Raw genomic sequence first — 14,854 nt, forward strand, 5'->3', positions numbered from 1 at the left:
CGCCTGATAGTCTTGCCCCGACAAGGAAGTTCCACAAAGATCACGTCCACTTAATTTAATTATTTGATTTGTATGACTAAACTTTTACTCTCGATTAGCCGAGTGTGTTGCCTTGTCCTGCTCTTGTCAGGAATCGGTTCTTATGCACAATCGGCCGGGTTCAATGAGACTTTCGTCGTGTTGAACGTCAATGGCGGAGGCAACACCTACTACGACTTGCAAGCCGCTACAACCAATCCTGATCTTCAAGGCACGAACCTTGGGACTTTCTGTCAAGGATCTACCACAGGACTTGTCCTGAAAGGAGCCGAACACAAGGTTTACAAATGCGGAGGATGCGACTTGTCAAGCACAAGAATCTACTACCGCGTTTACCTGACATCTGGCGCAGGCGGGACTTTCTCGAACAGTTCTTTGCCCTATTCGTCCGGATTCAACAACGGATGCGGCGGAGCTGACCAAATCTGGTCAAACGCAGGATTGACAGTGAATTTGCTAAACGGACTTGCGGTCGGGAATTACACGCTCGAGGTCTATTCGGATGCAACTGTGACTTGCAACGGAGGAACGATCTACGCCGGAAACAACGGTGCCAACTACAAAGCGACTTTCACGGTAAGCGGCAACCAAACGTATTACGCGGATAACGACGGAGACGGTTTCGGAAACGCATCGGTTTCCCAAGTAAGATGTACGCCGCTTCCAGGTTGGGTTTTGAACAGCACGGACTGTAACGACAACAACTCGAGTGTTTACACATCAGGTTTGCTTTATATCGACAATGACGGCGACAGTTATAACGTCGGACAAATCACGGTTTGCTACGGCGCGACTGCTCCAAACGGTTATTCATTGACCACGAACGGATCGGACTGCGACGACAACAACAATGCAGTTTACAGAAGCGCGACACTTTTCGTCGACATGGACGGCGATGGCTACCACGACGGATCGCAAACGATCTGCTACGGTGCGACTGTGCCGCAAGGTTACACTTCAGTCGACAATGGTTCAGACTGCGACGATTCGAATGCCAATATCTGGAGAATGGGAACTTTCTACGTCGACGCGGACGGAGACGGTTTCAATACAGGTGAATCTGTGGATGTTTGCTACGGAAACTCGAATCCTGAAGGTTATACTGACCAAGACATCGACATCGACTGTGATGACAGCGTTTTGCTTTACATTGACGCCGATGGTGACGGTTTCGGATCAAATACATTTGCGGCTTGCGACGGCGTTACGAACAACGACGATTGCAACGACAACGACAATACGGTTCACGCCGGCGGAATCGCTTATTACGCTGACGCTGACGGAGACGGATATGGAAATCCAGACGATTCGATTTCAAGCTGCGTTCCGGTTGCGGGTTACGTGACTGTCAGCGGCGATTGCAATGACTTGAACAGCGCGGTGCATCCGGGTGCGGTCGAGATCTGCGACGGAATCGACAACGACTGTGACGGACTTGTCGATGGAGAAGATCCTAGCTTGTCCCTTGTCGGAACAACTACGTTTTATCAGGATTTGGATGCGGACGGATTCGGAAATCCTAACGTCTCAATCCAGACTTGTACACAACCACAAGGTTACGTGACGAACAATTCAGATTGCAACGACAACCAATTGCGTTACGCAGATCTTGACAATGACGGTTTCGGATCGACTACTTTGGTAGCTTGCGGAGGCGTGACAAACAATACAGATTGCAACGACAACCAATTGCGTTATGCCGATGTCGACAACGACGGTTTCGGATCGACTACTTTGGTGGCTTGCGGTGGCGTGACAAACAACTCAGATTGCAACGACAACCAGATCCAATATGCAGATCTTGACAACGACGGTTTCGGATCGTTGATTCAGGTTGCGTGTGGCGTGACAAACAACACAGATTGCAACGACGGAAATGTCAGCGTTTGGCAATCTGCAGCGCTTTATGTGGATAATGATGCCGACGGATACAACAACGGAACTACGCAAACGATCTGTTACGGATCGGTTGTTCCGGCTGGCTTTACGGCCTCGAACATCGGTTTGGACTGTAACGACAACAATGCGAACGTTTACCGAAGTGCGTCTTTGTTCGTTGATTTCGACGGAGACGGATACACTACAGGTGCGACTGAAACTGTTTGTTACGGTGCGGCAATCCCTGTCGGATACACTACAACCAACATCGGGATCGATTGTAACGACACCAACGCGGCTATCAATCCGGCAGCGACCGAAATTCCTGGCAACGGAATCGACGATAACTGCAACGGTCAGACAGACGAAGGCGGAGCGCCGGTTTTCACGCAAATCCTCGAATCGCAATGCGGAACGACTTTGCCGTCAATCAGCACGCACATTGGAGCGATCACGAAAAATCACGCTACGGGTTACCGTTTCCGCGTGACGAATCTTGCTACGAACCAAGTTCAGGTTACGACCCGAACTTCGCCAAACTTCCAGTTGACGTCTCTTGGTTCTTACGATTACGCGACGACTTACCAGATTGAAGTGGAAATCGCGATCTCAGGAAACTGGGCGGGACAATACGGAGCGCCTTGTAATGTTTCGACTCCGGCAATTGCTGGTTCGGGCGGCGCATCGGCAATCAATCCATCACAATGTGGAGCGACTTTGGCTTCGATTAGCACTTTGATTGCGACAACGAGTTTGCAAAACGTTACCGGCTACCGTTTCAGAATTACCGATACGAACACCAATCAGGTGCAAACCATCGACAGATCGCTTCATTGGTTCGCTTTGACCATGTTGAACACTTTCAACTACGGAACGACTTACTCAATAGAAGTTGCCATGAAGACAACAGGTGCTTACGGAAACTACGGAACGCCTTGTTTCGTGAGTTCGCCGGTTGTTCCAACTTTGGTAAACTGCGATTACGTGGCTCCGAATCCTGGTACTTTCATCCCGACTGTAAGCTTGAACCGCGTAACATCTTACCGTTTCGAAATCACGAGCTTCACAGATTTCACTACGCTTGTACTTGACAAACCTTACCACTTCTTCAACTTCAACATGGTTTCCAATTACGCTCCAGGCGGACAATATGCCGTTCGTGTGGCGGTAATGACTGCCGGATCTTGGAGTCCATACGGAGAAGCTTGTTTGGTAACTGCACCAGGCGCGACCAGAGAAGTCGTGAAAGGTGAAGAGAGTTTGCCAAAAGGTACTTTCAGAGCTGTCGTTTATCCAAACCCATACGCCGAAAGCTTTGCGCTTGACATGGACGTAACGGGTGAAGAAATCGTGAAAGTAAAGGTTTATGACATGATCGGGAAGCTTGTCGAAGAGCGTCAATTCGCTACTGAACTTGTTGAAATGCAACAATTCGGTGAACGCTATCCATCTGGAGTTTACAACATCATTGTAAGCCAAGGTGAGAACATAAAGACTTTGAGAGTTATCAAAAGATAAAGTTGTGTTGTTTTTTTTGAAAAGAAGCCTTCCGGAAACGGAGGGCTTTTTTTATTAAGGTTTTTTTAATTCACGAAAACTAGGCTTTGTGCTTTAAATGAGTATTTTTACAGTCATTTTTTTGCTTACAGTGTCAATTGTTTGTAGGAAAATGTCCAAACTTAAATATAACCTAATGGGAAAAAAAGTACGTTTTGTTCAAGCGTTGGCATTGCTTTGCCTCTTGACGCTAGGTTTTTCGGGGAAGTTATCGGCCCAAAATACGAGTGCAACTTGGGGAGCCAACAGTAACTCTGCTTGGTACACTGGAAATAACTGGGTCGGCGGAAGCTATGCGGGTTCTCAAAGCACCACAACGACATCGAACATGCATGTTGCCACGTTTACAAGTGCGTTTAGCGGTACGACTGTCGGAATCAACATGAATACCAGCAGTCTCAATCTTGGAGCTGTTGTTGTAGATAACACAAGAACTACTGCTTTGAACATTGGTAGCAGTAGCTCATCAGGTCTTCTTCGTCTTTTTGGAGCGCCCATCAATTCAGTACCGAATACGATTATTAGGCACAACGGTACAGGCGTACTTACTTTGCAAGCATCTCAGGCTGGACCGATGGGAGTTTTGTTGGGCAATACGACCGAAAATATTGTCGCCACCGACAACACCGGAAACATTAACATAACCGCAATTCTTAGCGGAACAGGAAAACTTACCAAAACAGGAGCAGGAACAGGTATCCTCACGATTTCAGGAGCAAACACTTACAGCGGTGGAACTACTATTACATCAGGTTCGCTCGCACTTGGAGCTGCAAATGCATTGCCGACATCAGGAACGGTTACTTTTAACGGAGGAACTTTAACGACGGGAGGATTTACTCAGGGAACTTCCGTAACAAGAACTTTGGCGCTTTCTGAAAATTCGACATTGGCATTGGGATCTACAAATCACACGATAGCATTTGCGGCCAGTAATGCATTGTCTTGGACGGCAGGAAAAACGTTGACGATTACGGGTTGGACTGGAACTGTGGGAGCGGCAACAACCGGAACTGCGGGAAAAGTTTTGGTGGGAACTTCTACGGCAGGTTTGACTGCGGCTCAGTTGTCACAAATCAAATTCACGATTTCATCGGTAGACTATTCAGCCATAATGCTTTCAACAGGCGAAATAGTACCGGCTTATAAATATGGAGTTACGTCAATTTCTCCGGCGTCGCCAATTGCAGGCTCGTCGTTCAGTGTGACGGTACAAGCCCAAAATTACAACGGAGTTGCAGTCAACCTTACGAGCGCATCCACTTTCGCACTTTCCACAAACGGAACTGCAGGTGTAATCGGTGGAACGACAACTGGAACGATCGCAGCAGGAACTTCTTCTGTCACCGTTAGTGGCGTTACGCTTTCATCTGCGGGCACGGGCGCCACGATTACGGCTACGCGCACAAGTGGTGAAAATCTTGCTCCTGGAGTTAGTGCGGCCTTTACTGTTACTGGTTCTTCATCTCCGGTTTTGACGATTTCAGGAACGCCAACCGCTCATGGAAACATCTGTTTGGGAAGCTCAGGCAGCACGGTACAATATACGATCAACAACACGGGTTCGGCTGCGGCCAGCGGAATTTCATTGGCGACGAGCAATCCGGAGTTTGCTTTCAGCGGACTTTCAAGCACGACGATTCCGGCATCCGGTTCAGCAACCTTTAACGTAATCTACACGCCAACCTTGGCTGGGCCAAGTTCAGGTACGATAACAGTTACAAGCAGCACGTCAGGAAGTAATTCACCAACAATCGGACTTACCGGATCGGGCGCTTCTCAAGTCGATGCCGTGGTTACGACATCCGCTGCGACGGCAATCAATAACCAAATTGCAACGCTTAACGGAGCGCTTACTTCTTTGGGAAGCTGTCCGTCGACTTCTGCGAAAGGTTTCGTCTATTCTCAGACGTCGGTAAACGGAACACCTACAAACGGTGGAACCGGAACAACTACAACGCCCGTAGCAGGTTTGACCACAGGAAATTATTCTTTGGCGTTAACTTCACTTGCTCCTGGAACTTCTTATTCGTTCAGAGCTTACGCGCTTGACGGAACAACCTACCATTACGGACCGGTCTTGACGTTTACGACCTTGGCCGCGGCCAACCATCTTGCCTTCAACGGATTTCCTGCAACCGGAAACGTAGGTGTTGCTTTGACATCTTTTACCGTGGAAGCCAAACGTCCGGACAACTCGACAGATACAAATTACACGGGCTCGGTTGTTTTGACGAAAGCGTCAGGACCGGGAAGCATTAGTGGCACTTTGACGGCTTCGGCTGTTGCAGGTGTTGCAACTTTCTCGAACGTTGTGATCGATGCCGCCGGAACTTACACTTTGCACGCGAACAGCGGAACGCTTACTCAGGCTACTACAGGAAATGTCGTTATTACTTTGGCTCCGGTTTCTATTTTCGCCAATACCATCACCGGAACGAATCCTTCTACGTCGAACCCTTATATTATCGGTCAGACTTTCGCCTCGAATCTTACGGTAAGCGGAATTTCGCGCGGGCCTGGAATTTCTGCAGCTTCCGCAAATGACCGATATAGCGCGCAAGGTTGGAATTCTACTTCGTTTGATGCTGATGATTATTTTGAATTTACACTTACACCTGCCTCAGGATATGAAATTGACTTTTCTAGTTTTGTGTACAACGCACAAGCATCAGGTTCGGGGCCGACGAGTTTTGCATTCAGATCAAGTATTGATGGATTTACAGCCAACATCGGAACGGCAACTGGTTCTGGAACTACAATATCTCTTTCATCTTTTCAGCAAGTTCAAAGTGCTGTGACATTTAGGTTTTATGCTTATGGAGCCAGTGCTCCCGGCGGGACTTTTAGTATAAATGATTTTATTTTCTCCGGAAACGTAATCTGCAAGACACCATCGGCTTTCACAGTAACAGGAGGCGGATCAACCTGCAATAGCAACGGAATTCCAGTAGGACTTTCCGGATCTGAAACGGGAATCAGCTACCAATTGGTCAGAAATGGAAATGTGAATGTAGGATCGGTCGTTGCGGGAACAGGCTCGGCTTTGAACTTCGGAAACCAGGCAATCGCCGGAACTTACACCGTAAACGCGATCAACAACTCCGGAACTTGCAACGTCACTGCCGCCATGACAGGAAATGCTACGATCACTTTGACTAACGCCACGGTTTGGACGGGTGATGTCGACACTGACTGGAACACGGCCGGAAACTGGTCTTGCGGCTCTGTGCCGATCATTACTAGCGATGTCTTGATTCCGCAAGGAACACCACAATCGACAATCACCGCAGATGCATTCGCAAACACGATCACGCTTCAAGGCGGCACTTTGCTTACGCTTCTTTCAGGTCGCGACCTGACGGTTAACGGCGCTATCACTTCTACGGGCAATTTCACTATCGAAAACAACGCCAACCTTATCCAGATCAGCAATGCTGTGAATTCTGGAGTCACTAAGGTGAAGAGAAACAGTTCGGCTTTGATGCGTCAGGATTATACGCTTTGGTCTTCTCCTGTAATCGGACAAAATCTGTTGCCGTTTTCTCCCGCCACGCTCGTTGGACGTTTCTATACTTTCAACTCTAGCTCGAATCAATACAATACGGTCAACAATCCGAATACTACGCCTTTCGCCGAAGGTGTCGGTTATTTGATTAGAATGCCTAACAATCATCCAACAACTGCAACAATCTGGAACGGGGAATTCAACGGAACATTGAGAAACGGTCCGGTTTCGGTTTCAATCGCCGCGGCTGGAGAAGGCGAGAACTTCCACGCGGTAGGAAACCCTTATCCGTCTCCGATTGACATGCTTACTTTCGTCAACGATAACGAAGGCGCGATCACCGGAACGCTTTATTTCTGGAGAAAAACCAACAGCACAGCCAATCCGACTTACAGCACATGGACAGAAGGTCTTGGTTTCGTAAGCAACGGGCAACCACAAAACGTCGATCCGAACGGGATTATCCGTACAGGTCAAGGTTTTATCGTGGAATCGGCAGACAACGATGCTTCAGTGAACTTCAACAACCTACAGCGCTCGGGCAACAACTCGAACCAGTTTTTCCGTTCGGCCAATGTCGTGGAGCGTCACCGCGTTTGGTTGAATGCTACAGGAGCGCAAGGTGCGTTTTCACAGACGCTTATCGGATATGTGACTGGAGCAACGCTTGCCAAAGACAACGGAATCGACGGAAGATTCTTCAACGATGGCGAAATCGAGTTTTATTCAAAACTTACGGAAGGAAAATTCGCTATTCAAGGACGTCCGCTTCCTTTTGATGCAGCCGATGTGGTTCCGATGGGATTCAAGGTGACGACAGCCGGAACTTACGCGATCGCGATTGATCAGGCCGACGGTCTTTTCGCATCGGGACAAAATGTTTACTTAAGAGATAATCTGTCAGGAACGGTTCACAACCTGAATGACGGAGCTTACAGTTTCACTTCGGAAGCAGGTGTTTTCGAAAGCCGATTCGAAGTGCTTTACGAGAACTCGCTAGGAACGAACAATCCAGTGCCGGCAGACAACGCCGTGGTAGTTTACACTCAGGCCAATAACGTTATCATCAACAGCGGCGCTCTCGAGATGTCGTCTGTGAAGGTTTACGATGTGGTCGGAAAACTGTTGCAGCAAGTCGACAACATCGGCGCCAATACCGTGACACTGGCGGGAACCGCAGCTAATCAAGTGATGATTCTCAGTATACAAACAACCGACGGACGCACAATTATCCGAAAAACCGTACGTTAATCGATAAACTCCTCATTAAAAAGCCCTTTCGTCGAGAAAGGGTTTTTTTATTTGTAAGAATGTCTACATTTGTCGGGTATATCTCTCAAATCCACCTTATGAAAGGAACTTTACTTCGCTTTTGCGGAAACGTCTTTGTTGTGCTGTTGCTGATGTTGTTTGGATCGAAGGCTTTCGCTCAGACGACAGTTTTCCGATTCGACTTTGAAAACACCGTTGTCGCTTCGGTGGACAATGCGGTCGGCACTCCAACTTTTACAGCCAACGTACCCGAATACGCTTACGACAATACTTCGGCCTGTCTCAACACGAATTCAATCACGTCCGCGAATGTAGACACGGGAGCTTATTATCAGTTTACTGTAAACGCAACCGGATATTCCAACTTGGTTTTCTCGTACTGCGATAGGGTCAATGCCACGGGAAATGCCGGTACGGTGCGTGCCAGGGCGAGTCTTGATGGAACGACTTGGACAAATGGGACAATTTATTCCGCAGCAACGACGTTTACGACCCGAACCCTGACACTCCCGGCGACTTTCAACAACGCCTCGAACATCATCATTCAGATCTACAAAGTTACCGATGATACCAATGGTTTTTTCTCCGGTGGCGCAAGAACCTACTATGTTGATAACTGTTTCCTGACCGATACAGCCGCGAAACCAATCGTCACTAGTCTGTCCACATATTCAAGTTGCCCGGGTTCAACCTTTAACATTACAGGTTCCGGATTCACTGGAATTACCGGTGTTACGGTTAACGGTGCGGCGGTCGCCTCTTACACAGTGAATTCCGCGACAAGCATTTCTGCGACTTTGGCCGCTGGAAACACTGCCGGAAATGTTAGAGTGACGAATGCTGCGGGAACGGGAGTTGGTCCGGTTTTGGCGGTCAATCCTGTAACTGTTAGCGCAACTGCAACTCCGGCTACAATTTGCGTCGGAAGTTCTTCGGCTCTCGCTTCGTCGGTTACGACTTTGCCGGGAAGTCCGACAGGAAACAATACGACAGCCCAAACCATCGCCGATTTGACGACCGTTTATTCGGCAATCACGATTCCTTCGACTTGCGCTACGGCAGCTCAATTGACATCGATGACGGTAAACGTGACCCACACGTATAACAGTGATTTGGAACTTTACCTGAGTTCACCTTACGGACAAATGATTCCGTTGATCACCAAAAAAGGAGGAAGCGGCGACAACATTGTGGCTACACTTCAAGCCGGCGGAACGGCTTTGCCTACAGGTAACGTAACAATCAATGGAACCTACACTCCGGAAACAGCTTTTTCTACACTGACAGGAAACGCAACAGGAATCTGGACGTTGGTCGTGTCAGATAACGTGGCCAACGACTCGGGAACGTTCAACTCTTGGTCGATGACTTTCACGAGTACTTGCGGAAACGTCACATATTCCTGGTCGCCGGCAACCGGTTTGAGCAGCACGACATCGGCAAATCCATCGGCGAATCCTACTACGAGCCAAACTTACACGCTTACAGCCACGAATGGAACCGGATGTACTGCTTCGACTACGGTAGGTTTGACTGTCAATCCGCTTTCTGTAGGCGGAACGGTAAATTCGAGTGCCACGGTTTGTGCACCCACTAATACCGGAACGCTCAATCTTGTAAGCAATGTTGGAAATGTTATCCGTTGGGAATCTTCAACAAACAACTTCGCAACGATAACGTCAATTTCGAACACTACGACTTCGTTGACTTATACGAACCTTTCGGCCACAACAGCTTATCGTGCAATCGTACAAAGTGGTATTTGTGCAACTGCGACTTCTTCGGTTGCTACGATTACCGTAACTCCGGCTTCTGTTGGAGGAACGACTTCGGGCGCGGCTACGGTTTGTGCACCAACAAATACCGGAACGATCACGCTTGGATCGAATGTTGGATCTGTGATTGGATGGGAATCTTCGCTCGACAATTTCGCGACGGCCGGAACGCCAATCGCCAATACGACGACTTCACTTACTTATTCGAACCTTTCTGCTACGACATCTTTCCGTGCTATCGTCCAAAACGGGACTTGCGCCACGGCAAATTCGACGGCAACGACAATCACAGTGACACCGGCATCTGCAGGCGGAACAGTGAATTCAAGCGCGTCAGTTTGTTTCACATCGAACACCGGAACATTGAACTTAACGGGAAATATCGGAAACGTGATCCGTTGGGAATCTTCAACGAACAACTTCGCAACGGTAACTTCGATTTCGAACACGACGACTTCGCTTACTTACACGAACTTGACGGTTACGACTTCGTTCCGTGCGGTTGTCCAAAGCGGAACTTGTGCAACGGCAAATTCAACTGCGGCGACAATCACTGTAACTCCGGCTTCGGTTGGCGGAACGGTTGGAACGAGCGCGACGGTTTGTGCTCCGACGAACACCGGAACACTGAACTTGACAGGAAATGTCGGAAACGTGATCGGATGGCAGTCGTCAACTGACAACTTCGCGACTTTTACGGCGATTTCGAACACGACAACTTCATTGACTTATACGAACTTGGCGACCACGACTTCTTATCGTGCGGTTGTCCAAAGCGGAACTTGTGCTACAGCAAATTCAACTGCGGCGACAATCACAGTAACTCCGGCCTCGGTTGGCGGAACGGTTGGGACGAGCGCTACGGTTTGTGCTCCGACGAATACCGGAACACTGAACTTGACCGGAAATGTCGGAAACGTCATCGGATGGCAATCGTCAACTGACAACTTTGCGACTTTCACGGCGATTTCGAACACGACAACTTCATTGACTTATACGAACTTGGCAACGACGACTTCGTATCGTGCAGTTGTTCAAAGCGGAACTTGTACAACGGCGAATTCAACTGCTGCGACAATCACGGTAACTCCGGCTTCGGTTGGTGGAACGGTTGGAACGAGCGCGACAGTTTGTGCTCCGACGAACACCGGAACACTGAACTTGACAGGAAATGTCGGAAACGTGATCGGATGGCAATCGTCAACGGACAACTTCGCGACTTTTACCGCGATTTCGAACACGACAACTTCATTGACTTATACGAACTTGGCAACGACGACTTCGTATCGTGCGGTTGTTCAAAACGGAACTTGTGCTACGGCAAATTCGACTGCAGCGACAATTACTGTGACTCCGGCTTCGGTTGGTGGAACGGTTGGAACGAGCGCGACAGTTTGTGCTCCGACGAACACCGGAATATTGAACTTGACAGGAAATGTCGGAAACGTGATTGGATGGCAGTCGTCAACTGACAACTTCGCGACTTTTACGGCGATTTCGAACACGACAACTTCATTGACTTATACGAACTTGGCAACCACGACTTCTTATCGTGCGGTTGTCCAAAGCGGAACTTGTACGACAGCAAATTCGACTGCGGCGACAATCACGGTAACTCCGGCCTCGGTTGGTGGAACGGTTGGAACCAGCGCCACGGTTTGTGCTCCGACGAATTCCGGAACGTTGAACTTGACAGGAAATGTCGGAAACGTAATTCGTTGGGAATCTTCAACGGACAACTTCACAACGGTAAATTCGATCTCGAACACGACAACTTCATTGACTTATACGAACTTGGCGACCACGACTTCTTATCGTGCGGTTGTTCAAAGCGGAACTTGTACGACAGCAAATTCAACTGCTGCGACAATCACGGTAACTCCGGCTTCGGTTGGTGGAACGGTTGGAACGAGCGCCACGGTTTGTGCTTCATCGAATTCAGGCACTTTGACTTTGACCGGAAATGTCGGAAACGTGATCGGATGGCAATCCTCAACTGACAACTTTGCGACGTTCACTGCAATCGCGAATACGACGACTTCATTGACGTACACCAATATTTCGGTAACAACTTCCTATCGCGCAATCGTACAAAGCGGATCTTGTGCGACTGCAACTTCGTCTGCGGCGACCATAACTGTTTCTGCTGTGAACGTTGGTGGAACTTTGAGCGGAAACGCAACTTTTTGCTCGCACACCAATTCCGGAACTTTGACCTTGACGGGTTACACAGGAACGCAATTGTCTTGGGAATATTCGTTTGACAATTTCGCGACTGCGGGAATTCCTTTTGTGAACTCGGGTGCGACTTACAACTATTCGAACGTGAGCCAGACTACCTATTATAGAGTGGCTGTTTCTAACGCGGCTTGCCCGGTCCAATATTCTTCGGTTGCCGTGGTTTCGGTCAACAACAATTCTACATGGACCGGAAATGTCGATACGAACTGGCACGTGGCCGGAAACTGGACTTGCAACGAAGTGCCTCAGAATTACACGGTCGTAACGATTCCAAGTGCTACGAATCAGCCGATAATTGGTGCCGATGCTTTCGCGTATTCGATCACAATGGCGTCTTCCACAACACTTTTGCTAACCAGTGGAAACGATTTGACGGTAACCGATGCGATCCTTTCGCAAGGAACTTTCACGGCCGAGAACAACTCGAACCTGATCCAGATCAACAACGTGGCCAACACCGGAATCTCGAAAGTGAAGCGCAACAGCTCGGCTTTGATCCGTCAGGATTACACGCTTTGGTCTTCTCCGGTAAGCGGACAAAACCTGCAACCGTTCTCGCCTTTGACTTTGGCAACGCGTTTTTACACGTATAATGTCGGAATCAACCAATACAACACGATCGCGGCTCCGGCTACGACTTTGTTTGATTCGGGTGTCGGATATCTGATAAGAACACCAAACAACCATCCGACGACTCCAACGATTTGGTCGGGAGAATTCACTGGCGTGCTTCACAACGGAAACGTGACTGTGCCTTTGACGAATATTGCGGTTGGACAACGTTTCAACGCTGTCGGAAATCCTTATCCTTCGTCTATCGACATGCAGACTTTCGTCAGCAACAACAGTTCGAATATTACCGGAACGCTTTATTTCTGGAGAAAAACCAATAATCCGGTAAGTCCTAGTTATTGTTCCTGGACATCAGGCGGCGGATTCGTCGCAAACGGCGAGGCTCAGGTTTTCGATCCTCAGGGAATCATCCGCACGGGACAAGGTTTCTTCGTCGAGGCTTCGGCTTCCGGCTCGCAAGTGACTTTCAACAATGGCCAGCGTTCCGGCGACAACGCCAACCAATTCTTCCGTTCGGCAAATACGATCGAGAGACACAGGGTTTGGCTGAACGCCACGGGTGCGAACAATGCTTTCTGTCAGACGCTTGTCGGATACATCGAAGGTTCGACAATGGATAACGATGCCCAAATTGACGGACGATTCTTCAACGACGGAGAGATTTCATTTTACTCGATGATCGGTCAGGAGCGGTTCGTGATCCAAGGTCGTCCTTTGCCTTTCGTCGATACCGATGTGGTTCCGATGGGTTTCAAAGCGACAACTGCAGGAACTTTCCAGATTGCCATTGACCACAAAGACGGATTGTTTGAAATCGGACAGGACGTTTTTGTTCGCGACAACACTACCGGAACGGTTCACGATCTTAACACCGGCGCTTACAGCTTTGCTTCGGACGCAGGCGTTTTCAATTCCCGTTTCGAGATCTTGTACCAAAATCCACTTCAGACGCAAAATCCTGTGTTCAACGACAATTCGGTCATCGTCTACAAAGACAAGGAGAATTTCGTCGTGAACAGCGGAAACATGAATATGGCTTCGATCAAGGTTTATGATGTACTTGGCAAACTTGTCAAGGAAATCAAGGACATCAACGCTACACAGGCTGTATTTACCGTCGGCGGATCGAACCAGATGTTGATCTTCAAGATCTACTCCGCAGAAAAGCAGGAAGTGATAAAAAAGGTCGCCAACTGATCGTTTTCACTCTTAAAAATCAGGAACCCTTTCACATCGAAAGGGTTTTTTGTTGGGATAAAGTGTCGGTTACAGTGATTTCCGGTCGACGAAAAACACTTTTGCACGGCCAAAGTATTTCGATTCGATGAAATGCAAGCTTGAACGAGTTTTCGGGTCATTGGTCGGAAATATTTCACACAGGCAAATCGCTGAACTACTTTTGACATGTAGAAAATAACCAACACCAACGAAAGAAATGAAAACACTAAAGCTAACTTCAACACGTCAGGATGTCCTGAAGACCAATGCAGATGCGACAGCTATGCGTTTGTTCGTGATGTTGGCTTTCCTGTTGCTTTCTTGCTCAGGTGTTTTTGGGCAACAAGCCAAGATCAACTCGACTGAAACATCGGTTGCAATCGAGAATGTTACAGTTGGCGGAAGCGAAGCAAAAGCCGAAACTACTACAAACTCAAACCGCCAGATGGAGTTGGTACAATGGTTTATGGGTGCAAAACAGGTTAGTCCGGTTATGCAGGCCAAATCTGCCAAGGAAAATGAAACTCCAAAGAAAATCCTTATCAACTGTGGCATGACGCCAAACAGAATTTTGAGCCGCACTTTGCTCAAAAAGGCAATGCAGTATGAGAACAACATCGCATAAGAAATAGTATTTATAATTTTTAGGTTAAGTTAGTTGGACGAAAAACCTTCTGTGGCAGGAAGGTTTTTTTTATGCCTTACAGCGAACGAAAAATTCTCAGGACGAGAATCTTAATGTGTTAGCAACCAATTCGCATTGTTGATAAGTCACTCCAAATCCTAATTTATC

General features: G+C 48.3%; 4 protein-coding genes. All 4 read left to right on the plus strand.

The genetic code is table 11. The features are described from left to right. Nucleotides 1-72 precede the first annotated feature (72 nt). The 4 genes from EOO49_RS01860 (at nt 73) to EOO49_RS01875 (ending at nt 14,686) form a co-directional block, all read left to right on the plus strand. Nucleotides 73-3,435, plus strand: a complete 3,363-nt coding sequence (locus EOO49_RS01860; protein ID WP_290842180.1) for a MopE-related protein — start codon at nt 73-75, stop codon at nt 3,433-3,435. A 175-nt stretch (nt 3,436-3,610) separates the two neighbouring features. Further along, a complete protein-coding gene (locus EOO49_RS01865; RefSeq protein ID WP_290842181.1) occupies nt 3,611-8,233 on the plus strand; it encodes an autotransporter-associated beta strand repeat-containing protein in 4,623 nt (1,540 codons plus the stop codon). A 98-nt stretch (nt 8,234-8,331) separates the two neighbouring features. After that, entirely contained in the window at nt 8,332-14,040 is a 5,709-nt protein-coding gene (locus tag EOO49_RS01870; RefSeq protein WP_290842182.1) for a proprotein convertase P-domain-containing protein, read from the plus strand. Nucleotides 14,041-14,278: 238 nt separating this feature from the next. Beyond that, on the plus strand, nt 14,279-14,686 hold the full coding sequence (locus EOO49_RS01875; protein ID WP_290842183.1) for a hypothetical protein: 408 nt from the start codon (nt 14,279-14,281) through the stop codon (nt 14,684-14,686). The last annotated feature ends 168 nt before the right edge of the window (nt 14,687-14,854 follow it).

The organism is Flavobacterium sp. (assembly GCF_004295795.1).
Lineage (GTDB): Bacteria > Bacteroidota > Bacteroidia > Flavobacteriales > Flavobacteriaceae > Flavobacterium.